19 protein-coding genes are annotated in these 24,506 nt (G+C 63.6%); 8 read left to right on the top strand and 11 right to left on the bottom strand.

Going from position 1 to position 24,506, the window contains the following annotated elements; translation table 11 throughout:
- Nucleotides 1–108 precede the first annotated feature (108 nt).
- On the top strand, nt 109–609 hold the full coding sequence (locus E1202_RS17290; protein ID WP_132684192.1) for a MaoC/PaaZ C-terminal domain-containing protein: 501 nt from the start codon (nt 109–111) through the stop codon (nt 607–609).
- Between the two features lie 234 nt (nt 610–843).
- Here the strand turns inward: E1202_RS17290 and E1202_RS17285 are convergent, their stop codons facing one another.
- The 4 genes from E1202_RS17285 to E1202_RS17270 all read right to left on the bottom strand — a co-directional run bounded on the left by E1202_RS17285 (nt 844) and on the right by E1202_RS17270 (nt 5,533).
- On the bottom strand, nt 844–2,049 hold the full coding sequence (locus E1202_RS17285; RefSeq protein ID WP_165943890.1) for an MFS transporter: 1,206 nt from the start codon (nt 2,047–2,049) through the stop codon (nt 844–846).
- A gap of 460 nt (nt 2,050–2,509) precedes the next feature.
- A complete protein-coding gene (locus E1202_RS17280) occupies nt 2,510–3,568 on the bottom strand; it encodes an NAD(P)H-dependent flavin oxidoreductase (RefSeq protein ID WP_132684190.1) in 1,059 nt (352 codons plus the stop codon).
- Entirely contained in the window at nt 3,565–3,951 is a 387-nt protein-coding gene (locus E1202_RS17275; protein ID WP_207918717.1) for an acyl-CoA thioesterase, read from the bottom strand. The genes E1202_RS17280 and E1202_RS17275 overlap by 4 nt, the downstream gene beginning before the upstream one ends.
- Nucleotides 3,952–4,009: 58 nt before the next feature.
- Nucleotides 4,010–5,533, bottom strand: a complete 1,524-nt coding sequence (locus tag E1202_RS17270; RefSeq protein ID WP_132684188.1) for a class I adenylate-forming enzyme family protein — start codon at nt 5,531–5,533, stop codon at nt 4,010–4,012.
- A gap of 758 nt (nt 5,534–6,291) precedes the next feature.
- Here E1202_RS17270 and E1202_RS17265 point away from each other — a divergent pair.
- Together E1202_RS17265 and E1202_RS17260 are read left to right on the top strand one after the other, a co-directional pair.
- A complete protein-coding gene (locus E1202_RS17265; protein ID WP_165943889.1) occupies nt 6,292–7,425 on the top strand; it encodes a carboxylesterase/lipase family protein in 1,134 nt (377 codons plus the stop codon).
- Nucleotides 7,346–7,876, top strand: a complete 531-nt coding sequence (locus E1202_RS17260; protein ID WP_132684186.1) for a carboxylesterase family protein — start codon at nt 7,346–7,348, stop codon at nt 7,874–7,876. Before E1202_RS17265 ends, E1202_RS17260 begins: the two co-directional genes overlap by 80 nt.
- Before the next feature lie 378 nt (nt 7,877–8,254).
- On the opposite strand, the gene E1202_RS31470 is transcribed toward E1202_RS17260, so the two are convergent.
- A complete protein-coding gene (locus E1202_RS31470) occupies nt 8,255–8,404 on the bottom strand; it encodes a hypothetical protein (RefSeq protein WP_165943888.1) in 150 nt (49 codons plus the stop codon).
- Between the two features lie 380 nt (nt 8,405–8,784).
- Here E1202_RS31470 and E1202_RS17250 point away from each other — a divergent pair, with 380 nt between their 5' ends.
- Complete coding sequence (locus E1202_RS17250) at nt 8,785–9,324, top strand: gamma carbonic anhydrase family protein (RefSeq protein WP_132684185.1); 540 nt, start codon at nt 8,785–8,787, stop codon at nt 9,322–9,324.
- Between the two features lie 173 nt (nt 9,325–9,497).
- Here the strand turns inward: E1202_RS17250 and E1202_RS17245 are convergent, their stop codons facing one another.
- Nucleotides 9,498–10,757, bottom strand: coding sequence for an NAD(P)/FAD-dependent oxidoreductase (locus tag E1202_RS17245; protein ID WP_132684184.1), 1,260 nt, complete (start codon nt 10,755–10,757; stop codon nt 9,498–9,500).
- Nucleotides 10,758–11,431: 674 nt separating this feature from the next.
- Here E1202_RS17245 and E1202_RS17240 point away from each other — a divergent pair.
- Nucleotides 11,432–13,120 carry a PucR family transcriptional regulator gene (locus E1202_RS17240; protein ID WP_132684183.1) on the top strand — a complete coding sequence of 563 codons (1,689 nt, stop codon included), beginning with the start codon at nt 11,432–11,434 and terminating at the stop codon, nt 13,118–13,120.
- A 108-nt stretch (nt 13,121–13,228) separates the two neighbouring features.
- On the opposite strand, the gene E1202_RS17235 is transcribed toward E1202_RS17240, so the two are convergent.
- The 5 genes from E1202_RS17235 to E1202_RS17215 all read right to left on the bottom strand — a co-directional run bounded on the left by E1202_RS17235 (nt 13,229) and on the right by E1202_RS17215 (nt 20,117).
- Nucleotides 13,229–14,011, bottom strand: coding sequence for an SDR family NAD(P)-dependent oxidoreductase (locus tag E1202_RS17235; RefSeq protein WP_165943887.1), 783 nt, complete (start codon nt 14,009–14,011; stop codon nt 13,229–13,231).
- A 254-nt stretch (nt 14,012–14,265) separates the two neighbouring features.
- Nucleotides 14,266–15,927, bottom strand: a complete 1,662-nt coding sequence (locus E1202_RS17230) for a choline dehydrogenase (RefSeq protein ID WP_132684181.1) — start codon at nt 15,925–15,927, stop codon at nt 14,266–14,268.
- Between the two features lie 69 nt (nt 15,928–15,996).
- On the bottom strand, nt 15,997–17,115 hold the full coding sequence (locus tag E1202_RS17225) for an alcohol dehydrogenase family protein (RefSeq protein WP_132684180.1): 1,119 nt from the start codon (nt 17,113–17,115) through the stop codon (nt 15,997–15,999).
- Between the two features lie 43 nt (nt 17,116–17,158).
- A complete protein-coding gene (locus E1202_RS17220) occupies nt 17,159–18,601 on the bottom strand; it encodes an aldehyde dehydrogenase family protein (RefSeq protein WP_132684179.1) in 1,443 nt (480 codons plus the stop codon).
- Between the two features lie 82 nt (nt 18,602–18,683).
- Nucleotides 18,684–20,117, bottom strand: coding sequence for an APC family permease (locus tag E1202_RS17215; RefSeq protein WP_268952339.1), 1,434 nt, complete (start codon nt 20,115–20,117; stop codon nt 18,684–18,686).
- Nucleotides 20,118–21,005: 888 nt separating this feature from the next.
- Here E1202_RS17215 and E1202_RS17210 point away from each other — a divergent pair.
- The 3 genes from E1202_RS17210 (at nt 21,006) to E1202_RS17200 (ending at nt 24,470) form a co-directional block, all read left to right on the top strand.
- Nucleotides 21,006–22,475, top strand: a complete 1,470-nt coding sequence (locus E1202_RS17210) for an APC family permease (protein WP_132684177.1) — start codon at nt 21,006–21,008, stop codon at nt 22,473–22,475.
- A gap of 4 nt (nt 22,476–22,479) precedes the next feature.
- Nucleotides 22,480–23,508, top strand: coding sequence for an alpha/beta hydrolase (locus E1202_RS17205; RefSeq protein ID WP_132684176.1), 1,029 nt, complete (start codon nt 22,480–22,482; stop codon nt 23,506–23,508).
- A gap of 104 nt (nt 23,509–23,612) precedes the next feature.
- On the top strand, nt 23,613–24,470 hold the full coding sequence (locus E1202_RS17200; protein ID WP_165943884.1) for an alpha/beta fold hydrolase: 858 nt from the start codon (nt 23,613–23,615) through the stop codon (nt 24,468–24,470).
- Nucleotides 24,471–24,506: the final 36 nt, after the last annotated feature.

Below are 24,506 nucleotides of genomic sequence, written 5' to 3'. Positions count from 1 at the left end.
CCCTGCATGTTCCCACAGTCGCCTCAGAAGGCCGATATTGACTTGATAACCGTTAGTGCGCGGAATCATCGCGCCACGTCTGGAGTCAACACGAACAGAAAGGTCCACATGACCGCCAACGTTGGTCAGTCCGAACGCCACCACGGACCACTCTTCCTCGACGACCTCGCCGTGGGAATGACCTGGGTGACGCGCGGGCGCACCATTACCGAAACGGACCTTGTCACTTATGGCTCGTGGTCCTGGGACATTCATCCGCTTCACTCCGATGAGGAGTACTCGAAGCAGACCCAGTTCGGTGGCCGGATATTCCAGGGGCCGGGAGCCCTGGCAGCGGCATTCGGCCTGGAGATGACGCTCGGTTGGAAGATGGGTACGGTGCTCGCATTCCTCGGAATCCGTGAGTGGGAGATGCTCGCGCCGGTACGGATCGGCGACACTATCCGTGTGCGTGAAGAGGTGGCCGAGGTGCGGCCGTCGCGGAGCAAGCCCGACCGCGGCGTCGTCACCACCCTCGTGGAGATCGTGAACCAGGACGACGTCGTGTGCCAGCGCGGTTATTGGCTGGTCCTCTCCAGCCGCTCACCAGCGGAAAGCACCCCCGGATAGGAGGCGAAGTGGGGCTCGACCGTACCGTGTCCACGACGAGCCCCACTGACGTCTGTACGGCCGCCCGTGCGCCGGGCCAAGTCGAACTTGCAGCTTCTCGCCGGTCTCGAAACCAGGTGCCTCGGCGTCGTCTGGATGGGTCATTTGGGCGCCGCGGTCACTGGATGCCTGGCGGCACCGGTCCACCACCGCGATGCTCCGGGTCTGGCCGACCGTTGGAGTCGCCCGCCACGCTCAGCTCGCGCCTTGCGAGCCGATGACCGCGCGACGCCTAGGCTCACGAGCCAGAAAGAACGCCGTCGTTGCCAACCCGGCGATGCCCGTCAGGACCCACCAGCCGACCGATTTCCCCGCGTGCTCGGCCGTGACCGCGTAGATGTACGGGAATGCGATCGCGCCGGCGTTGCCAAGAGTGAGGATCAATCCCAGTGCGGTGCCGAAGTCATTCGTCGCCACTTCATCGGGGTACTCGCCTGGCGAGACCGTGCACGGCGCGAAGTACATCATCCCCACGAGCCCGATCCCGGCCTGCACCAACCAGACCGACGTCGCCCCAGCAAAAGGGAGAAGAGCGAGCAAGACGACCACGACCGCGGCCGGAACCCACAGCGTCGGAAGGAAACGAGCGCTTCGATCGCCCAGCACTCCTCCGATGAACGCACCCGGGATCCCGAGCAGAAGCAGCACCACGGACAGCAACCCCGCCATCGAGGCGGAGAACCCGAGCTCGGCTTCCGCATAATCGGGGCCCAGCTGAGACACAGTGAACAAGATTCCGTAGGCAGCAACACTGCCGATCCCGATCGCCCAGATCGACCGGGATCGGAGGCAGGCGAACGTGCCGCGCCAGGAGAAGTGGCCACCCCCCAGCTCGGGCACGTCCGCAGGAACACGGAGCGCACTGACCGCGACGACCGTGACGACCAGTCCGATTGCTGCGGCAAGTCCGATTCCCATCCGCCAGCCGACCAGGTCGAGTAGCGCGACCCAAACGTACAGGCCGACCGCAGCCCCGGATGTGAACCCGAGCCCGTTCACTAACCCACCGACGACGAGATTGACCTGTCGCTTCTTCGCCCAGGCAGCTGCAAGCGGGATCGCACTACCTACGATGATTGACATGGACATCCCGCCAATCAGTCGCGAAAGCAAGAACAATACGTAGCCGTCCGCGACAGCTCCCATCAACGATGATCCAGCGAGCAGCGCGGACCCGGCTACCGCAACAAGCTTGTAGCCGAACGCCGCCGCTGCGAACCCGGCAGGGATGTGGGCTAGCGCGTAGCCGAGGAAGAAGGCGGACACCAGCAGGCTGATCTGCGTCAGGCCCAGACCGTACTCCTCGGCGATCGAACCGAACGCCGGCACCATCGCATACATCTGAAGTCCATAACCGAACGCCATCAGTATGACGGTGCCGATGACCAGCCGCCGCCTCACGGGACTTGAGGCTGTTGTCACGGGGCTCCGTTGGGACAGTGCCATGCGGTACCACCTTCGGTGCGTCTCATTGTCTAGAACAACCGGGCAGGTCCGTAGTCAACGCGCGCACGGGTTGTGCAGTCCCTCAGCGTTGGATGTATCTTCCCCACGGGTTGTCAGCGGCGGCACCTAGAATGTTCACCAAGCGGCCACCTGGTTTCGGTACTTGAGACTGTTGTCCTAGATGCGACGGCGGTGGCGGGCCGTCACAAACCCGGCCAACGCTCCGATGGGAAATCGTGCTGATCGCCACTCACGCCGTCTTCGGAACGCCCACAGCGCAGCCATAGTGCCCTGCATGCACCCTGTCCTCGAGGCCAACGTCCCCAGCACGCAGCTAGCGACCCGGCCCCGGAAATACCGACGTGCCGCCGGTTCCGTTCCGCTTCCGCGGAACCTGGCCGGCGGCACGGGGTTGTCAGCGAGCGAACGACGCGCCGAGGTTCTTCACGATCCGCTCCGCCTCGGCGCTCATCTCACGGACGATGTCACCGGCAGGGCGGATGTCGTGGATGTTCTGCACCGACTGACCGGCCGGCATCATTCCGCGCTCGGTATCGCCGTCGATGTACCCGCTCTCCACCAATGGTCCGGCAACCGCGTACTGCTGTGGAAATGGCGCTGCCTGATCCTGCTTATTCTCCCACTCCCGAGACCACTCGTTGCGGAATGATCGCAAGGGCTTGCCCGAATAGGCCTTCGTGATGTCAACCTCGTTGAGCGCCCCCTTCACGACCCGTTCCTTGAAACGTTGGTGACCGAACGCCTCAGGGCTAGCAACAAACCGGGTCCCAACCCAAACTCCGACTGCTCCCACCGAGAGGGCGGCGGCCAACCCGCGGCCATCCGCGATTCCACCGGCAGCGAGCACGGGCTTGTCCACGATGTCGACGACACCTGGTACCAGTGTCAGTGTGGAAGCTCGACCGGTGTGCCCTCCACCCTCGGTACCCTGTGCCACCAAGATGTCGACACCGTCCTCATCCGCTCGCCGCGCTGCACCGATGGACCCGACCAGCGCCATCGTCGTGATTCCACGCTGCCTGCATTCGTCGATGAACCACTTCGGCGTTCCGAAGGTCACGACGACCACAGCCGGCCTGGACTCGAGGATGATCTCAGCTTGGCGGGCGACAACGCCGGGGGCGAGGAACGCCTTGATGCCGTCCATCTTGGCCTGATCCTCGGGCGACATGCGGTGGAGCGCTTCACGCACCGGTTCCCAGTCCGAATCGTCCTCGGTGGTCAGCGACTCCGGCAAGAGGATGTTCACAGCCCACGGCTTGTCTGTGCGCGCCTTGATCGACTGAATCTGTCGGTACAGTTCGTCGGGCATCATCGTGGAGCCCCCGAGACAACCGAGTCCACCGGCCTCACTGACGGCGACCGCCAGATCGGCCTGAGCGACGCGTGCCATCCCCGCCGAGGCGACCGGATGGGAAATGCCTAGTTGTCGCGTGAATGTCGTGTGAATCATGGTTTTCCTCCCTGATCGTCGATCATCACAGCCCGGATGCTCGGCGGGATGGGTTGCGCCCGCGTCTCCGCGGCGTCGACGTTGACGTAGGTCAGTTCAGCGGTTGCGATCTCCCGACTGCCGCTGGTGACCGTGAATCCGAGGTCAAAACTGCTACTGCCGACGCGGCTGCACCTGGTTTCGACGTCCAAGACGTCATCGAAGCGTGCTGGCGACGCGAAACGGAGATTCGCCGACACGACCGAAGGATCCATTCCTGCCCGATTCAAGTCCGAGTAGGACCACCCGAGGCTCCGAAAGTACTCGGCCATCGCCACGTCCAGGATTTCCAGATACCGGGCGTTGAATAGATAGCCCTGCAGATCGACCTCGTGGTAGCGCACATGATGACGATGCACTCTCATCGCCCCAGTTCGACGAGGGCCATCTCGATCCGGATGCTCATGCCACCCCATGCGTTTGCAGATCAATCAGAACCTGCCGGCGGTCGACCTTCCCAGTGGCGTTCTGCGGCAGGCCGTCGACCATGACGAAGGCGCTGGGAACCTTATATCCCGCGAGCCGCGACCTGCAGAACCGGTCGAGCTCAACCGGCTGCGCCGTGACGCCGGCGGCAGGCACGACGACTGCGGTGACCGTCTGGCCGTAGACACCATGGAGTGGGCCCACGACGGCTACCTCAGCCACCGCAGGATGCTCGGTCAGCGCGTTCTCGACTTCGCTAGGTGAGACGTTGCTCCCCCCACGGATGATCATGTCTGAGATACGCCCTTCAACGTAGACATAACCATCGTCATCGACCCGGACCACGTCCTGCGTGCGGTACCAGCCATCTGGGGTCAGCGCTGCTGCGGTCGCTTTAGTGTCTCGCCAGTAACCGGCGAACATCGCTGGTGCTCGCCAGAGGGCTTCACCCCTGCTACCTGGCGGGACCTCAGACCCGTCGCTGGCCACGACGCGCATCGCCGCGCCTGAGACTACCTTGCCGGCCGATCCCGGAGGCGGTGGAGGATCTTCGACCGGATCGCTGGTGACCACGGGGAAACACTCCGACGCCGCGAGGTTGTCGTAGACGTGACAGCCGGTGTACATCCGCCACTCATCGAAGAGGCGTTCATTGCGCGGCTCGCCACCGGATACGCACAAGCGGAGGCTGGAAAAGTCCCGCTCCTCGCCGAGCTCGCGCAGGTGCGCGACCAGCTTGGCGAACATGGTCGTGACACCGGCAAGGAACGTCGCGCGGTCGTTGCTGATGGCATCGACGATCTGCTCGGGTCTTGTCCGCGCGAACGGCAACACCGTCCCTCCGGCGAGCAGCGTGGTCATCGACGTGGTGACCAGGCCGAACGCCCACGCCATCGGCAATGAGACGATGGTTCGGTCCGTTGGACTGACGTGCCAGGCTCGACCGAACTCTCGTGCGGCGGCGAGAAGTCCCCTGTGGAGCTGCATGACCGCCTTCGGGCGGTTCGTGCTGCCGGAGGTGTAGCAAATCAGGGCGAGGTCGTCGGGTACGAGCGTCGTGTCGTCCACGCGTGGGCAGGCCGGTTCACCGGTCAGCGGCTGATGGATGTCGGCCACCCGCCCCCGCCCGGCGTAGATCACCGATACGGTTTCGAGCAGTCGCGATTCGGCCAGGACGAGCGCCGGTGCGCTGCTATCGAGACAGTGAGCGAGATCGGACTCCCCGGACGACGGATAAACAGTGACGAGCACCGCCCCCGCATCCCAGATCGCGAAAGCGGTAATCAGATAGTCGGCTGAATTGTCTGCGATGATCGCAACCCGGTCGCCGTCACGAATCCCGCTTCGGCGGAGTTGCCCCGCACGGTCCTCGATCCGCTCAATCAGTTCCTGATAACTGAGATTTCCCGAGCCGTCCCGGATCGCCGGTGCCGCCGGCCTGCTCTTCGCGTGAGCGCGGAGCTCGTCGAGGAACGAAGTTTGTCGCGTCGCGGAACTCATTCGGCAACCCGCGTTGTGATCGCAACAGCGGAATCACCGGCGAGTCTCGGCAGCAGGCCGCCCTGCGGCCGAACGATGCGGAAGTCGTTGGCCGCCAGCTCGTTCGCGGTTCCAGCGAGTGCGCTCAGGATTGTCATCGACCCTCCAAATCCACGGCAACGTTCGGTAACGACTGTGCCGGGTGAGAGGGCGCCGAGCCATCGGCGCTTCACCGAAAGATGGCCAGCTCGCTCGTAATCGTGCCAGTACGTGAACCCGGCAAGAAGAGCAGCACGGCCAACCGGGACAACGCTCCAGGCATACCGTGCGACAAACACCTGTGATCGGGCACAATGCTCACGAACGCGCCACTGAAGCCCTGCGGTGACCATGTCCGCCCGCGCAGCCGTGGAGGTCAGTCGTCGTACCAGTAACTCGCGACTTCGGGCAGCGTCACGAGCTAGCACCCTGTTGGAAGGCCTCCCGGTCGATGGCTGTCCGCGGCGACTTCGTCCTGATTTACATCGTGCGACGAGACGCCGCGTTCCTCCACGCCGGTCACCGGAAGCAGGTTGGCGTCGGTCCGCCAAGCGTTCAGTGCGCGCGTGATTCCTCACCTCCGGAACGTCAGAGAATTGCCAAATTGGACGCACCGATGTTGGTGTGCGCACCAATGTTCTCGCCAGTCCAGTGCATCTACTCTGGTCGCATCGGTGATCGATTCGCGTCGTCCTGACGGGTCCGGGACGATTCTTATCTGCGCTTTAGGGAGAGCTCCAGTGAGTGTCAGCCATTCTGTGTCGGCGGGTTTTCGGGTTGTCGAGACCTCGGTTGGGCGCGTTCGGGGTTTGCTGCGCGAGGGATACGCCGAGTTCAAGGGCATCCATTATGGTGAGCCGACGGGTGGGACGAACCGGTTCCTCCCACCCAAGCCCCCCCGGCCTTGGACCGGGGTCCGCGATGCGTTGCAGATCGGTCCTCAATCTCCGCAGGTGAATCCTGACCTCCCGGCCTGGCTCGACTCGAGCGAGGAGAGCGAGGACTGTCTGGTTCTCAACGTCTGGGCACCGGATCATGCGCGTGCGGACTCCGCTCTGCCTGTAATGGTGTGGCTCCACGGCGGTGGGTTCGTGTTCGGCTCGGCTGGTGCCCCCATGTTCGACGGTGGCAACATGGCGAGGGATGGCGATGTCGTCGTGGTCGGCGTCAACCATCGTTTGAACGTGTTTGGCTATACGTATCTCGGCGACGGCGTGGACGAGAGGTTCGCTCTCTCGGGCAATGTGGGTCACCTCGACCTGGTTGCGGCACTCCAGTGGGTCCGTGACAACATCAGCGCCTTCGGTGGGGATCCGGACAACGTGACGATCTTCGGCCAGTCAGGCGGCGGTGGGAAGGTCGCTGCCCTGATGGCGATGGAGCAGGCGCAAGGGCTCTTCCACAAAGCCATCAACATGAGCGGTTCGATTCTGCGCTTTCACACGCCTGACGATGCTGCCGCGGTCACCGCTCGCCTCTACAAAGAGCTTGACGTGCGCGAGGGCGACGTCGAATCGCTTCAGAAGGTGCCGACCAAGACGCTGTCGCAGTTCATGGCAGTGCTCGGCGATCGTTTCGTGGCAGGCGAGCCCCATCCGCTGCTCAAGTACGGCCCGGTTGTCGATGGTCATGTCCTGGCCGAGCAGAGCTGGTGGGATGGTGCGCCTGCGCTCGGACGCAACATCCCCATGGTGATTGGCAGCGTGCTTGACGAGACCGGATGGGTTCCCCCGCGAGCCGACCACAGATTCGATCGACGACTTGGAGCTTGCTCGTCGCGTCTCGCCGTACTCCATGTTCAATCGCGTCCATCTCGAAGAGCTGGTCCCGTTGGTCGGCCGCTATCGCCACGTCATGCCAGATCTGTCAGATGACGAGTTGTTCGTGCGCATCACTACTGACATCGGTTACTGGGGGAACGCGGTGCGGATGACCTCGGCCAAGAGCGACCAGGGCGCAGCCCCGGTCTTCTCCTACGAGTGCCGTTGGCGGACGCCTTGCTTCGGAGGCAAGTGGGCCTTGCACGGCGTCGAGCTGCCGTTCGTGTTCAACACACCGACATATGGAGCTGCGTGGGACGGGGCGGACTCCGACGCCAGTCGGGCCGCCGCCGACCCTGAAGGGCGTCGGTTCACCTTGGGCGAAGAGATGTTCACGGCCTGGACCAACTTCGCTCGGACCGGTGATCCTTCGACCGAGACCCACCCTTGGCCGAGCTACGACACGACTTCACGACCCACGATGGTCTTCGGTGCACACACCGGTGTCGAGAACGACGTTCGAAGTGAGGTACGCCCTTACGTGACTGCGATGACCATCGAGTGACCGGGCATCAACTCACAAGCGGTCGGTGATGGACGACCAGATCACGACGATCGTCGGTCCGCCCAAGGCCGACCTGGCGGCGATCGACACGCGCCCGCTGGGCACGGACGCCTCGCCTGGAGACGTCCGTGCCCAGCGACCACTTCGACATCTGTAGAAGTCCGGGGCCCCGCTTCCGATGCCAGCCCACGGTTCCGTGGCAGCGTCTGCGCGACGTGTCTGCCATCACGCAGCGGGGAGGCGCGCCCAGTTGACCGCGACTTCCGTTCGACAGAATCAACAATGAGCGACTCCATGCGCAAACGTGTCATGCGCAAGGTCGCCCGCAGACTGATCCCGTTCCTCGGGATCGCCTTCATGCTCTACTATCTGCTTCGCCTATTCCTTCCTCGCACTGTCCTTCTTCCTGCCGACCATCGTCGCCGCATTCTCCGAGGCCTTCAGGACATCCTTATCGCTGCTCCAGACCAGCCTGATCGTCACGGTGTCCTTCGCCGCCGGGGCGATCGCGATGGTGCTCTGGTCCAAGCACTCCGACCGCACCAACGAGCGGATTTGGCACGTCGCTGCCGATTGGCGTGACCATCGCGATCGCCCTCGGCATGCGCTATGGACCGGGTCGGCGCTCGACCTCGAGCCCGAACAGTGGCGGGCTGCGATCGGTGTGAACCTGACCGGCGCCTATCTCGCCTTCCGGCAACCGCTGCCCCATGCTGGAGGCCGGGGCAATGCGTGTTCGTCTACGTGTCGTTGCTGGCCAGCATTCGCTACACGGGCTATCAGTACCCGGTGTACAACGCTGCCAGGGCTGCCCGGAACCAGCTCACGGTGTCGATCGCTCTGAGTACGCGTCCAGGGTCGGACAACGATTGGCGTCGGCGCGCGGAGCAACGTGCAGGATAAGCACAGTGCTACGCGCCGCCCCGGCTTACCTGTTGCAGGTCGGGTCCGACGCCTCGATCGGACACGGGGCGGTCTGCCACGGGTGCACGATCGAGGACGGGGTCCTCATCGGCATGGGTGCGGTCGTGATGAACGGCGCGATTTTCGACTCCCGCAGCACCGTCGCCACGGACGCCGTGGTCCCCTCCGGCATGCAGGTGCCGCCCGGGAACCTCGTAGCCGGAGTGCCCGCCAAGGTGCTGCGCAAGTTGACTTCAGATGCAGTCATCGCCAATCGCGAGAACGCGCTCATCTACATCGTGCTGGCGGCCGAACATCGTGCCGGCCGCATCCCCCGGGCCGACGTGGGCCTCGGCATCGATGCTGCGCACCGGACTTCACCACACCGAGCCGCCCGGCAACGGAAGGGAATGCTCATGTCGGGCACCGACCTCACGATGACGACCTCGGACGGGGTGCGTGCCGTCTACGACGACGAGGGCGAGGGCCGGGCGTTCCTGCAGGTCCGCGCGTACGACGGGCTCCGTGCGCACTGGGATTTCTAACGCGATGTGCTCCTGGCCGCCGGGTATCGAGAGTCGCCATCGAGCAAAAGCAACTGCGACGATCCCCAATCGACAAAGTGTGCGCTTGGCAGCTGGTCGATCAAGACTGCGAACTCTTCGACTTCGGACAGACGACGAGCTATGAACTGCTCCGGGGAGCGACTCGCAGGTCGTCACGTCGTCGCTATCGAAACGTCTTGGTTCGAGTCGTCCTCTCGGCCAGACGAGGCTGACCTGCTTGCCTTGAGCTCCGCCCGGTCCACCGCCAGTCGAGCTGCGAAGGGATCGGATTCCCCGATGACGCGGCGAGCGAGAATTTCCGACGTCGCGGGGCCATCTGCGATGCCGAAGGAATGACCGACGTTGACGAAGAGCCCGTCGATGGAGTCCACGATCGGCATCCGGTCAGCCGTTTCGCCGACGAGCCCGGCCCACAAGCCTGTCACGCCGAGTTCGGAGAACCGTTGCGTCCGCAACATGCTCGATTCAATCATCACGCGAGTCGCGTTCATGCTGATGTGCGGGTTGAGACTGCCGTGCCCGTCAAAAGTGTGCCCGATGACCAGACTGCCCTCAGTGTTCTGGGTCATGACGTCGTCATAGAGCAGCGCATCGTGGGCGTTGCCGCTCTCGAAATCAGCCGGGTCGAACTGCGCGAGATCTGTCAGAGCTCCGCAACGATCGACCCCTCGCGGACCGTGGATCACCGGGCCGCGGACGCTCGAGACTGGCTGGGTGACCAGCTGGCCGACCCGGTGAGTCTCAATCGGAAGATCAATCCCCTCGGAACGCAGTGTGACCGCCCACGCCCCGGTCGCCCACACGACAGCTCCAGCATGCACTTCCCCACGGACCGTGCGGAGGCCGGCAACGGCATCGAGCCGCCGGAGCGTCCCGAGTACCGGGGTGTTCTGGAAAATCCGGACGCCTCGCCGCATGCACGCCGCATTGACGGCACGGGAAAAAGCCGCGGCATCCACCTGCGCGTCGTCGGAGCAGAAAACCGCCCCGAGCGCATTGTCCGGAAGGATCTCGGACAGCTCTTTCGCCTCGCGCCGCGAGACCAGAGCCGCGTCCAGTCCGGCGGCCCTGCGGTCAGCGACGTAGTGCTCGAGGATCTCGCGTTGCCGTTCGGTTTCGTAGAAGAACAGACCACCTTGCTGACGAAGGTCGAAGGTGTTCCCCAGTTCCTCCTCGTAAGCGGCATAGGTCGCCAATCCGCGCCGCGTGAGCTCAAGTTCGGGTCCGGACCTGCGCGGTTGCAACCATATCGCGCCCGCACTGCGGCCGGATGCTCCAAAGGCCGTGAACCGCTGCTCAACGACGACGACATCAAACCCACGTTTGCGCAGTTCCAGCGCTGTGGTCAGCCCGACAATCCCACCGCCGACGACAGCGATGTCAGCCGTGTCAAGGGTTCCGATCTCCGGCATTTGGCTTCCTCTCGTTCCGGCTTCCTACGAGCGCCCTGAGGCTACGCAACCTGGTTCCGCCGAAGCCCCCACACCGCACGGCTCTGCCGGACTCAACGGTCGGCTCAGCCCCCGGTAATGACGATCTCTGGCGACTTCATGGGTGGCGATTTCGCCTCAGGTCACTCGGGTGGCGGTACCCGAGCGGAGCTGTTCAGGGGTGTGCGCCACCCCTCCGACAACAGTGGGGGTGAGACCAGGCCAGTTAACTCAACCGGGCAGAGCCCAGCCCGACCGAACCAGGCCCAGCCATCGTCGCGTTTTCACCAACCGGAAAGGTGGCACTTCGACTCACCGCCCCCATCATTGATCTCCAACCGCCAGTAGGTCAGCGGCGCGCTCGTCATTGCTCCCAACCCGGTTCGAGTCCGTGTACAGCGCGAACCTAGGGGCTGGCGTCCGGCTCCGGTTAGTGGTACTTCACTAATGCGCCGTGACTCGACTTGGGAGAATTACGATGGGTTCTCTGATCCCACCTTCTTAACATCGTGGCGATCCGCACCTCCGATGAGGACCGCGCGGAGCACGCCGATCTCTGTTCGTGCAGCACACAACCGGTGGTCGTCGTGCCGCCTCGGCGAGGAGACCCGCGAAGCTCGGGCCTCGAGGCATTTCCGCGGGAAGGAGTGGAGACATTGAGCGAATACGAGCACGGCTGTAGTCTGAGCGGCCTTACCGACATCGACCCAGCCGGCACTCGGCTCGTTACTGCCCTACCCAGCGTCGAGGACCGCTTGATTCGTTCCGTGCAACTCGTCACCCCAGGTGAAGCAGTCGAACACACGGACGCCTCGACCCTGCTCGTCATTCTTCCTGGCTCTCAAACCGATGATCAACTAAGCGCCATCAGTGCTCTCCTGGCTGAAGCCGATTCCGCATCCATCGCCTGCTGGTTGCCGGACTCGGTCAATGACGAGCAGATCCGGCGCCTCCTAGGTCGGCACGCGATCCTTCGATTGGGAGCAGACATCGATGCGACGACCTTCGTCTCCGATGCGGTTCGGGCACTTCGCCCCGCCGAGCAGGTGACAACGCAACGTCTGGCCTCGCTCCAGCGCTCGATGACGCAAGCGCTCAATGAGCCCGAGCCTCTCAAGGCGCTGACGCTCCGACTCGCGAAAGCGTGCAATGCGGTCGCTGCAATCATCGGGGCGCAGGGTGAACTGGAGACGTCCAGCGGCCCACTCCCTCTTAGCCTGCTACTCAAAGAGCTCAAGGGAGTGGCCGACGGATCTCGACCGTTCGCGCTTGAGGGGTGGCGCGGAATCGCAGTCCGGGTGACACCTGACGAGTTGCCGGCGGGATGGTTTCTGATCGCCAGCCGCCGCTTGTCGTTCCCCGACCCGTACGCCATCGCCGCCGCGCACATCGCTGCCTCGCTGGCCGAAACACATCTGCGCGTGGAGTTGCTCATCCGACGGCAAGAACGGGCAGTGCGCAGCTCCTTCCTGGAACAGCTTCTCAGCTTGCGCAGGCAACGCGAGAACCCGGAGCTCTCAGGCAAGCTGTCCGCGCTCGGACTCGACTTCGAAGGGCGTGAAGTCCGGGTCTTCTCGCTCGGCTTCGCCTCCAGCAGAGGATCCGACGACCACGAAGCACTTCTGGAGACCCTCTACAAACACATGGACGTCGAGCTCACCAGGCTCCGCATCCCCCATCTGCTCACCGCCAGGAACACTGGCATCGTCGCCCTCGCGCAGCTCGACGTCGAGACCGCGGCGCAGGCAGCGTTCAAGATCGGCGCCTTGCGACAAGGGATGCTGCTCGGGGTGGGTCGCATGGTGGAGTCGATCGATGAGATCGCCGACTCCCACAACGACTCAGTCCTCGCGATTAGAACGCTGCGTGGCCCCGGACGTACGACGAGCATGATGTCCTACGACGACTTCGACTTCGCCATGCGGTTGTTCTCCGACGCGGGACTGGACCGCATGGGCCGGTGGGCGACGGAAATGCTGGAACCACTCGCTGACCAGCACATCCTCCTTGAAGGACTCAAGCACTACTTCGAACACGGCTTCAACATCATCGCAGCAGCCAAGTCGTTGAAGATCCACCACAACACGTTGAGGTATCGGCTGACCCGAGTCGAAGAAGTTCTCCAGATCAGCCTGCGAGACCCAGCTGCAGTGTCCTCGCTCTTCCTCGCGTTGACGGCCCGATCGATGATCGACGGAGCAGAATGGCGCCAACCGACGGCCTGGAAGCCCGACGGCGTGCCATCGGGGAGCTCGGCCCCCTCACAGGTCGTCCGCAGCACAGGTACCGGGTCTGCAACTCACCCACCGCAGGCACTGGGAGTCGTTTACGGCCCCGAACGATGATCGGCACTCAAGGCGCACGCCCGTTCCCGGCACGCGCTCACGGCAGAGCGGTCTCCAGGAACTTGAGGCTCCTGGAGACCGTTGTGCCGCCTGCGGGTGGGCACGGAGTCAGGCGGCGGTCCAGCCGCCATCAACCGCCAGCACCTGTCCGTTGACGTAGGAAGCGCCCTCACTCGCGAGGAATTCCACCACCGAAGCGATCTCGTCTGGGCCGGCGGTTCGGCGAGCGGGAACCAGGAAGTCCTTCAGCTCCTGCGAAGCCACACCGATACCGCGGTCCTGGTCGACCGCAGCTCCGATGGTTTCCCGCGAGGTCGCCCGGAGGTTGGTCCGCGTAAGGCCAGGGGCCACGACGTTGGCCGTCACTCCGTGTTGTGCGACGTCTACTGCCAGACGACGGGTCATTCCTTCGATCCCAGCCTTGGAAGCCGCGTAAGCGAGGCCGTCTGCCGCCCCGCGCTGGCCGGCGACCGACCCGATGTTGATGATGCGGCCCGACTTCTGCGGGATCATGTGGGCTGCCGCTGCGCGAACGCCGTTGAAGTACCCGGTCAGGTTCACGCCGATGACCTTGTCCCAGAGCTCTGGGGTGGTCTCCTCGACGCTCGCGTACCCGTCGAAGATCCCGGCGTTGTTCACGAACACATCCAGGCGACCCGATGCGTGCACGGCCTCCTGCACCAGTGCAGCCATGGCCGATGCGTCGCTCGAATCTACTTCACGCGTGTGTACAGACTCGGCGTACTCCGAGAGCTCATTACTCGCCTCGAACAGCCGCTTCGCTGAAATGTCGGCGAGGAAGACAACGTCGCCAGCGCGAGCGAAACGCCCCGCGATGGCCTGTCCGATTCCGGACCCGGCTCCTGTGACCACAACACCGCGTCGTTCCACGGCGACCCTCCTGGTTCGATACTGCGGTCCGCACAGATGCGAATTCAGCTGCCCCACGAACAACCGCATCCGTTGATGGCGCCCAAGCATGTGCGGCACGCGCGCCTACTTTGGTCCTGCCATCGACGTTATAGAGCGACGTCCCCCCTGGTTAGTGTGCGAGAACCAACCAAGCCGCGGTCCCCTGTGAGATTCATGAGGGGTACCCCCAACGCGATCAGTCGTAGCCACCGCTGACCACGTCGGCCCACCGATCAGGAGACTGCTTCATGGACGTAGAACTCGACACTCTCGGGAGCCAACGGCTCCTTCCCCAGGATGAGATCCGCGGCCTTCTCGGCAATCATCATGACCGGGGCGTACAGATTCGCATTCGGAATGGTGGGCATCACCGATGCATCGACGACTCGAAGCCCGTCCACGCCGTGGACCCGCATGGTCCCCGGGTCGATCACGGACTCCGCATCCGTACCCATCTTGCAGGTACCACACGGGTGGTATGTCGTCTCCGCGTCCTGGGCCACCCAGTCGAGGATCTCCCGGTCTGTCTTCACGTCCGGGCCAGGTGAGAGCTCACCACCGTTGAACGACGCGAACGCCGGTTGGCTCAACAGATCGCGCGTGACCTCGACACCTTCGATCCATTCACGGCGGTCCTGTTCCGTTGACAGGTAGTTGAAGGTCAGCACAGGTGCTTGGAACGGGTCATTCGCGCGGAGCCTCACGTTTCCCTTCGATTGCGGTGTCTGCGGCCCAAGGTTGATCTGGTAGGAGTGCTCCGTGGGCGCCGGCGTCCCATCGTTGCGCACGCCGAGCGGCAGCATCGTCAGCATCTGGTTCGGCATCACCACATCGTCGTTGGAGCGGACGAATCCACCCGCCTCGAAATGATTCGTCGCAGCCGGACCCTTCCGCCGCAACAGCCACCGAGCGCCGATTCCCGGCCAGCTCTTCGGCCTGAGAATGCCCGCGTTGGAGACCGGTTGTGTGCAGGCGTGCATGACGAACGCTTCGAGGTGGTCTTGGAGGTTCTCACCGACACCCGGTAGGTCTTCGACCACCTCGATCCCGTGACGGCTTAGCTCAGCTCCGTTCCCTACACCAGAAAGCTGCAAGAGCTGGGGGGAGTTGAACGCACCACCGCAGAGGATGATCTCGGTCCCGCGGATGAGCGACCTGCCTTCGCGTCGCGATGCGATTTCGACGCCGACCGCGCGCTTGCCCTCGAACACCACGCGCGTGACGATCGCACCTGTCGTCACCTCCAAGTTCTCGCGGTGCTGGATGGGCTCGACGTACGTGCGTGCGGCGTCATAGCGCTCGCCGCCTTCGATGTTCGAGTCGAACGGCGCGAACCCTTCCTGCCGATAGCCGTTCACATCCTCAATCACCTCGTGGCCGGCCTCCCTCGCCGCCTCGAAGAGCGCTGCGAACAGCGGGTTCTCGAGCTCGTGTCGATGAACCGGAATGGGCCCCGACCGGCCACGGTAACGTCCGGTCGGGTCAGTGCCGACGAATCGCTCGAGCTTCTTGAAGTACGGCAACACATGCGCGTAGTCCCAGCTCGCCATACCCGGATCTTGCGCCCAGCTCTCGTACACCAGCGGGTTCGCGCGTTGGAAGAACATCCCGTTCACGCAGCTGCACCCGCCCATGCGCTTACCGCGGTAGTGCTTGATCCTGCGGTTGGCCAACATGGGCTCGGGCTCTGACTCGTACCGCCAGTCGTAAAACCTGTTGCCCATGACGAAGAGAAACGCCGCTGGCACCCGCACCGGGTAGTCGAACCGCGAATGCCGCCGACCGGCCTCGACAACGAGGACCCGGCTGCGCTCGTCAGCGGTCAGTCGACTCGCCAGAGCGCACCCCGCAGAACCGCCGCCCACGATGATGTAGTCGTAGCTGCCAAACTTCATGAGAAGCCCTTCTCCTGGTCCGTAGGCCGAACAAGACCAGTCAAGCCCGGCCGAGCGATTCGACGTGCGTCAAGGCACGACCACGTACTTGCCGACGTGGGCACGTTTGAGCATCTGCGCCTGTGCCGCGCGCAGCTCCGAGAGCGGGAAGACCTCTTGTAGCAGCGGTTTGACACGTCCCGTTTGAATGATTTCGACCAACCGGGTGAAGGTCAGTGCGGTGGGGTTCGTGATTCCGTACATCTCCAGATCTTTGTAGATCAGGTCGCGGAGATCGATCTTCGTAGTCGGGCCGCCGATAGCACCAGCGGTCGCGTAGCGGCCGCCCCTGCGGAGCAACTTCAATACCGTCCCGAACATGGCACCGCCCACGACGTCGGCCACCACGTCCACACCCCGCTCGCCGACGAGCTTCTCGACCTCTTCCCGTACAGCACCGGAATCACGTGCAACGAAGTCATGTGCTCCCAGTTCCCGCAGGCGGGCTTCCTTCGAGGCGCCGGCGATGGCAATGATATGGGCGCCCCTCGCGAGAGCGAGCTGGATGAGCGCGGTACCCACGCCGCCAGCCGCGCCCGTGATGGCAACGGTCTCGCCCTTGGCGAGCTCCGCCCGATCCAGCATCTCTTCTGCCGTGTCGTAAGAACATGGGAAGGTCGCCAGCTCCGCATCGCTGAGAGGGCTGTCGACCACGTGGGCGTTGTTCGAAGGCACCGCGACGTACTCGGCGAAACCGCCGTCCCGCTCACTTCCGAGGTATTCCGCGATCTGTGCTCGCACGGGCAGGTCTTCGTCGCGGATCGACGGGTCGACGAGAACCCGCTCACCGATCCGACCGGGGTCGGCGCCGCGACCCACCGACGCAATTCGGCCGACCACCGCAGAGCCCTGAATCCGCGGGAATTCCACGCTGGCCTTGTTCCACGACGATGCCGCACCGTCGTCTCGGCCGTGCACGCCCAGCTCTTCGGAGAGGCTCGACTCCACCATCGAGTCGTACCAGCCCGTCCGAGTGTTGATCTCGGTGTTGTTCAGCCCGCACGCCCCGACGCGCACCAGGACCTCGCCAGTCTGTGGAGTCGGTGTGGGCGCCTCATCGCTGGTGACCAAACTGTCGAGCCCACCGTGGCCGGTCAGGAGCACAGCCCTCATCGTCGGTGGGACGTTGTCGGCATCAAGTGCGTTCATTACCGTAGCTCTCCCTGTCTCGTTATCGCGGTGGGTGGCTGGTTCACCCGACCACGTCGGAATTGACCATGACGTGCTTGAACTGCGAGTACTCATCAAGACCGTGCCCGGAGAGTTCCTTGCCGTAGCCCGAGTCGCGGAAGCCGCCGAAGGGCATTTCCGACGCCATGTAGTTGTGCTGGTTGACCCAGACGGTGCCGAAGTCGAGTTCGCGCGTCAGGCGCATCGCCCGACCGAGATCGCGGGTCCACACGCTCGCGGACAGGCCGTAGGCGACGTCATTGGCCATCGTGAGCATTTCCTGCTCGTCGCGCCCTCGCTGAATCGTGACGATCGGTCCGAATGCCTCTCTCTGAATGATCTCCGAGGACTGGTCCACCTCAGTGATCACGGTCGGCGCGTAGAACCACCCTTCGCGGGGAAGCCGTTCGCCCCCCAAGCGGACCTTGGCGCCGTAGCCACGCGCCCGGTCAACGAATCCAGCAACGCGTTCCAGTTGCGTTCGCGACACGAGCGGCCCCATCGTCGTCGCAGGATCGTTCGGGTCCCCAACACCCAACTTGGCGACCTCATCGCAGAACGCCGAAACGAAATCGTCGTACCCTGATTCCTCGACGATCACCCGACATGCGGCGGTGCAGTCCTGGCCGCTGTTGGAATAGCCGAACCCGACGAGATCACGTGCGGTCTCCCGCACCGGACTGTCGGCGAATACCAGGGCAGGGGCCTTCCCACCAAGTTCGAGGCTCACGCGCTTCAGCGTGGTGGCGGCCGACGCGGCCACATCCTTCCCGGTCGCCACATCGCCCGTCAGCGCGATCATGCGCACCTTCGGGTGCGCGACCAGTGCCTTACCGGTCGAGGAGTCGCCGAGCACCAGGTTGAGCACACCCGGCGGCAAGAAGCGGTTTGCCAGGTTGACCAGCCTGATCGTTGTCTCCGGGGTCAGCTCGGACGGCTTGATGACGACAGCATTCCCAGCTGCGATGGCGGGGAAGATCTTCCACACACCCATCAACATCGGATAGTTCCACGGCGTGATGAGGCCAACCACTCCCAGCGGCTCACGGCGCAACCACGAAGTGCTGTCGTTCGCGTACTCACCCGCGGCCGGTGCATGCGACGCCCGTGCCGCACCCGCGCTGAAGCGGATGACATCCCACCACCAAGGCGTCTCCTCGTGGGTGTGCGTGATGGGTCTGCCGACGTTCTCGCTCTCGCGCTGGACGAACTCCTCGGCGTCCCCCTCAATAGCATCTGCGATCTTCAACAGAATCTCGGCGCGCTCGCCGGGTGGTGTCCGTCCCCACGCCGGCGCCGCAGCTACAGCAGCTTTCACGGCAGAATCGACATCCTCGCCCGTGGCATTGCGGTACGCGGCAATCGGTCGCTCGCTCGCCGGGTTGAGGACGACCGAAGCTCCTGGTTCGCCAGCATCGGTGATCCAGGCAGCAGCAGCGCTTGTGCGCTCGGCGGATGCAGACAACAGGATTCCTCCTTGTGTTAAACGACGTCCGCTCACGGAAGGACTCCGGGAACGGATTCGTGGTTTTGCCGAATTCGCTGAGCTACTGCCGCCCGATCTTCGCGTAGATCTCTGGTCGGGTGCGTCGGAAGATCACCGCCATGACGACCCCTGCGGCGAAGAACGCTCCGATGAGAAGTAGGAGCGCAGCAGCAAGACTCGATGACCCCCCGATCAGAATCTCGAAGTTGTCCGCGGCCATCACCACGCAGGTCAAGAGGCCGGCCGCCGCGACGAACGGACACGCGATCGTTGCCCAGAAGGTCGACAACTCTCCCCCGTGACGGTGCATGTACAGCGGGATCGCGATATCGGTCAGCAGGATCGCAACGATCACGACGAAGCTGGCAATTCCCAGCATCGCGGCGTAGAACCGCATGGGATCCAGGTTCAGCGCGATCACGGGAACGTTCGCCAACAGTGCCGCAACGCTTGTCGCAACCGACGCGACGTGTGGTGACCCATGCCTGGCATGGACTCCGCTGAGCTTGGACGGCAGGATTCGGTCCGCGCTCAGGTTGAACACGTACCTGCTCACGATGTTGTGTCCCGCGAGGAGCACTGCGAAGGTGCTGGTCATGACTAGCGCTGTGGAAAGGTCGAGAAGAAGCCTGCCGCCGAATCGCTGCATCGTCCCCTCGACGGCCTCCGTCGGGTCTGCCGTTGCCGCGGCTACCGCGTCATCGATGCCAAGAGCGTTGATGAAGAGCCAGGCAGTGGTGCCGTAGAGCACCATTCCGAAGACGAGCACCGCGTACGTTGCGCGCGGCACGGTGCGCATCGGGTCCCGCACCTCGTCGCGGTAGAGCGCAGTGACTTCGAAGCCACCGTACATCCCGAGACCGTAGAGCAGCGCAATGCCGAACGAGCCGTCGAACCAGTGGCTCGGGTCGAGCGGCTCGACAGACAATCCCACGGCACCGCCCTGGGCGAACACCGCGACGTCATAGACCACGATCACCGCTACCTCGGCCACCAGGAGGACTGCCAGCACCTTGGCCGACAAGTCAATCCGACAATAGCCAATAACCGTCACGGCTGCCCAGAAGAGGAACGCGAGCGCCCACCACGGCAAACCGGGACCACCGATGCTGTTCTCTACGAGCGAGTTGAACACAACGCCGCTGAAGGCATATGTACCGGCGTACGCGCAGAAGTACCCGAACAGCGCGAGGACCCCAGCACCGAGTCCGATCTCGCGACCGAGGCCAGCCGTGATGTAGGCGTAGAAAGCACCGGGATTGGGCAGCACTCTCGCCATCCGCGTAAACCCGACCGCGAACGCGCCTAGGACCAGTCCCGCCGTGACGAACGCGACCGGGGTGGCAATCCCGTTGCCGACCGTCAGCATCACCGGAATCACGCCGACGACGATGACCAACGGGGCGTTCCACGCCATCACGCTGAAGAAGAGGTGCAAAGCGCTGAGGTTTCCGCGTAATCCGGCCTCACCCGCCGTTGTCGAGTGGGGTGCCACCTTCGCATCGCGTGTCACGTTGTCCCCGCCCTTCCACCGGATGGATCATGCTGGCGAGCAGCTTCTTTCGCATCGCCAACCGTTCACTTCTCGAGCGCTGTGATCTGGGGCATAACTCTGCGCTCGCCTCCCGAAGGCCTCAACTGTGAATCTCACGATGCTTCGATCCCGGCTTCAGAGCCCGAACGGGATTGCACGTAGCTCCGAGGCAGACTCCGCCTGCGCCAAACCGTTGGAACTCGTTCCGCATTGTGAACCGCTCCACGGGACACCGAGCTGTAGAACTGGGATGATCCAAGGGGATAGAAGATCAATACGCCTTCGGCGCCTTACAGCCTCCTACCCCCAGGTTCCACTATATGGACCATTTTCCTGCGGCTTTGTCAAAGCACTTGGCGCCGCAGACCGCCACGGAAGACAGTCACACCGGATCGTGTCCCAGGTCACGACACCGGTCTGCTTCGAAGAGCGGCGGGACCAGAACTCACCAGCACCTCTTCCGAGCTCCTACTCAAGACAAGGGCGGGAACCGCAATGACACCGACGTCCGCGGCTGAACACCCACAACGGCTCAACATGCGAATTGCGCGACCGAAACCCCGGCATGTGCCTCGGCGGCTTCCTCCGCGCACCTTCCTGGCGATGCCCACCGCGTCCCACGAGCTGATCCGGCACTTCATCAATACGGACGATTCTCGTCGCGATCATGTGAACGACGCCAGACCAGGATCCCGCTCGACCGACTCGCGGCGCTGACCGGAGCGGAGCGGAGAACGACGCGAAAGCAACGAGGAGTTCTTTCGCGTGCCTAATTCAAGCCCTCGAGTTCGGCGATCAGGCAATCAGGAAGACATTCGTGTCCGTGAGCTTTCATCAGAAGGACAGCACATGAGCGACAACAGTGCGAGCACGACCACGTTGCACGGGTCGTCCGCCGGCAAGGCAGACAACGAGCCGAAACTCAGAGGAAATCTCGGAACGCTCGGCCTCTTCTTCAGCGTGATGGCGTTCAACGCCCCTCTAGTCGTGGTACTCGGCGTGATCCCGATCATGATCAGCTCGGGAAACGGGATCGGCACGCCGATGCTCTTCATCATCGTCGGACTGATCGTGTCCGCCTTCGCTGCAGGGTACTTGCGGATGTCAGACATCCTTAAGCGCCCAGGCGCGTTCTACTCGTTCATCACAGCAGGCCTGGGTAAGAAGGTCGGGCTCGGTTCCGGACTCGCCATGCTTCTCGCGTACTTCTGGGTATGTGCGGGATATCTGCCCTATGGTGGCGTCGTGCTCGACTCACTCGTGTCGAACACCTTTCACGGCCCTGACCTTCCCTGGTACGTCTGGGCATTCGCGTTTTGGCTGATCGTCGCGGTTCTCGGGTACCTCCGCGTCGACTTCTCGGCGAAGGCGACCGCTCTCGTCCTGTTCGGCGAGCTGATCGTCGTCCTTGCCTACGACGTGGCGGTTTTCGCGAATGGTGGCGCCGCCGGGCTGAGCACAGCACCCTTGGTCCCGACCAACTGGTTCGACGGATCGATCGCGATCGGACTGCTCCTGGCCGGCGGCATGTTCGGCGGTTACGAAGTCACCGTCCTGTTCCGGGATGAAGTGCGCAATCCGGCCAAGACGATTCCCCGGGCCACCTACGGTCTGATCGCATGCGCGGCCGTGCTCTACGCCGCGACGTCCTGGCTGTTCATCAACGCGCTCGGCGTCGACAACGCCGTGTCGGCGACAACGGCGGACCCGATTCAGGCGATGGACTCAACCATCGTCGCCTTCGGAAGCCAATTCCTCCTCGATGCTGCCACGGTACTGGTCAACACCAGCGTTCTCGCCGTCATCGTCTGCGCCCACAACGTCGGCGCGCGCTACCTCTTCAACCTCAGCGCCGACGGGGTCTTTCCTCGCGCTCTGAGCGGCGTGCACGCTCGGCATGGGTCACCGCACGTGGCATCAATCGTGTTGAGTGCGGCGGCCCTCGCCGTGAACCTGGTGGTGGTCGTCCTGCAGATCGATGCAATGGTCTTCTACGCCGCAGTACTGGGTGTCGCCGCGCTGACCGGCATCTCGGTGCAGTTCGTCACCGCAATCGCAATTCCGACCTACCTGGTACGTACGGGAAAACACAAGCAACACCCCGTCAAATCGATCGTTCTCCCCTCGATCGCAGCAGTGGGCTTCGGCGGCATCGTGACTCTGTCCATTGTCAACTTCACCCACCTCACCGGCGGTTCGCAATTCGTCTCCAACATCCTCCTCGTATTCGTCTACAGCTTCTTCGCGTTCGGCTTTTTCCTGGCCGTCGCCTTGAAGCGATGGCGCCCGGAGGTTTACCGCCGAATCGGACGCCAGTGAACCGATGGGCCAGCCGAGTGGCAGCGAGCTGGTTCGGGATCCTGAGCACCCGGTAAGACCCCGGGGTGCTCAGGATCCCGTGAGAACGGAGAAGGATTCGATGAGCATCGAACGAAGCAAGGCCGGGAATTCTGCGGCGAGCGAGGAGGAGTGGTTCGCCGACAAGCACGTATCCAGTGAGGACCGGGCGTCCTACGCCATCGCAGATGACACTCGGCCGGAGTACTCGCTCGGCCCTGACTCGACGCCGCGCGAAGGCGTACCGACAGGATCCCTCACGGTTCGGAAGCACACCAGCGACGTCGCGTACCCCGGTGTCGAGCGCGACTACCGGGTGTACGTGCCGGCGCAGTACGACGGTTCGACACCGGCGTCGTTGCTCGTCTTTCACGACGGGTTGGAGTACCTCGCGGAGGACTTTCGCGCCCACATCGTGCTCGACAACCTCATCGCCAAAGGTGAGATCCCGCTGACCGTCGCCGTGTTCGTGGAGGCCGGCGAGGAGGGGCCTGGCTACCCCATCTTCGGAGGTGCGGACAACCGCAGCGTCGAGTTCGATTCGATCGACGACGGCTGGGCGCATTTTCTCATCGAAGAGCTGCTCCCGGAAGCAGTGGGCGAACTGAACGTGTCGGCGGACCCGCATGACCGCGTCATCGTGGGATTCAGCTCCGGCGGCAACGCCTCCTTCACGGCCGCGTGGCACCGGCCGGACTTCTTCGGCAACGTGATCAGCCACTGCGGTTCCTTCGTCGACATCCGCGGCGGCCACAACCACGTGCCCGAGGTGCGGCGCAACCCGCGCAAACCGATCCGCATGTGGCTCCAGAGCGGGCGACGAGACGCGAGAGTGGTCTTTGGCGATCTCACGATCGCCAACCAGGACATGGCCGCCGCACTCGAATACCGCTACTACGACTACAAGTTCGTCTTCGGCGAGGGCGGCCACACCCTGCGTCATGGCGGATCGGTGTTTCCCCAGACGCTTCGATGGATCTGGCGCGACCACCCGTCGAGCTCCAACACGTACTGAGATCTGCACCAGCGAGTTCAAGGCTCAGCTGGGGCGACCCATCCGCCCTAGGGATGTCGGATGGGTCGCCCCAGTCTACCCAACCCCAACCCCAGGAACGGCGTGTGAGCGGCACGAATCTGAGTCTGACGACCTCGGACGACGTGACTATCCGGTACGACGACGAGGGCAAGGGACGCCCCGTTGTGCTCGCATCCGGGTTCGCGGACCAGAGCCCAACCTGGATCTTCCAGCGCGATGCACTGGTAAACGCCGGTTACCGCGTCATCAGGTTCGATTACCGGCTGCACGGCCGCTCGGACGCGCCCGCACATGGGAAAAGGATGACTCGTCTCGGGTTGGACCTCGGTGAGCTGTTGACCGCGCTAGACCTCCGCGACGCGGTGCTGGTCGGCCACTCCCTGGGCGTGTCGGTCAGCCTGGCCTACTTCTCCATCGCCACCGACGCGTGGGACAGAATCTCGGTTTTCGTGGCGATCGACCAGTCGCCCAAGATTGTCAACGAACAGGACTGGCAGTGGGGCGTCCGCGGCATCACCGACGCGAACGTCTACGACGCGGCCTACTTCCGATTTGCTTGGCTCAACTCAGAACGCGAACCCGAAGATCCCGAACACGCGCGGAAGCTCCTCGCATCGGTCACACCGACGTTCGACGAGTTCCCGATGGAGACGGTGCACCGCCTCCTCATCGACCACTTCGTGGCCGACTGGCGTGACGTGCTTCCCCGAATCCCTGTCCCCACCTGGGTCGTCACCGGGCGACACTCGGCCTTCTACGAGCTCGACGGCATGCGATGGTTCCCCGAAACCGTTCAGAACGGCAGACTCGGCATCTTCGAACGTAGCGGACACACCCCCCCATCTGAACGAGTACGAGGCGTTCAACGCGCAGCTGCTCGAGTTCATCGCGCAGCACTGACAGCTCCGAGTCGCGAAGAACACACGTCAGCGATCGTGTAGGTGGCGCCGGTTTTCACCGGCCCCACCTACACGATT

Origin of the sequence: Saccharopolyspora karakumensis, from assembly GCF_004349225.1 — a bacterium.
In the GTDB taxonomy this organism is placed as follows: domain Bacteria; phylum Actinomycetota; class Actinomycetes; order Mycobacteriales; family Pseudonocardiaceae; genus Saccharopolyspora; species Saccharopolyspora endophytica.
This window is presented reverse-complemented; position numbering and strand designations above follow the sequence as displayed.

Coding starts and splice junctions, on each gene's coding strand:
- E1202_RS17290 (WP_132684192.1), top strand. CDS start 109: ATGACCGCCAACGTTGGTCAGTCCGAACGCCACCACGGACCACTCTTC.
- E1202_RS17210 (WP_132684177.1), top strand. CDS start 21,006: ATGAGCGACAACAGTGCGAGCACGACCACGTTGCACGGGTCGTCCGCC.
- E1202_RS17245 (WP_132684184.1), bottom strand. CDS start 10,757: ATGCCGGAGATCGGAACCCTTGACACGGCTGACATCGCTGTCGTCGGC.
- E1202_RS17230 (WP_132684181.1), bottom strand. CDS start 15,927: ATGAAGTTTGGCAGCTACGACTACATCATCGTGGGCGGCGGTTCTGCG.
- E1202_RS17260 (WP_132684186.1), top strand. CDS start 7,346: ATGTTCAATCGCGTCCATCTCGAAGAGCTGGTCCCGTTGGTCGGCCGC.
- E1202_RS17270 (WP_132684188.1), bottom strand. CDS start 5,533: ATGAGTTCCGCGACGCGACAAACTTCGTTCCTCGACGAGCTCCGCGCT.
- E1202_RS17280 (WP_132684190.1), bottom strand. CDS start 3,568: ATGATTCACACGACATTCACGCGACAACTAGGCATTTCCCATCCGGTC.
- E1202_RS17205 (WP_132684176.1), top strand. CDS start 22,480: ATGGGCCAGCCGAGTGGCAGCGAGCTGGTTCGGGATCCTGAGCACCCG.
- E1202_RS17225 (WP_132684180.1), bottom strand. CDS start 17,115: ATGAACGCACTTGATGCCGACAACGTCCCACCGACGATGAGGGCTGTG.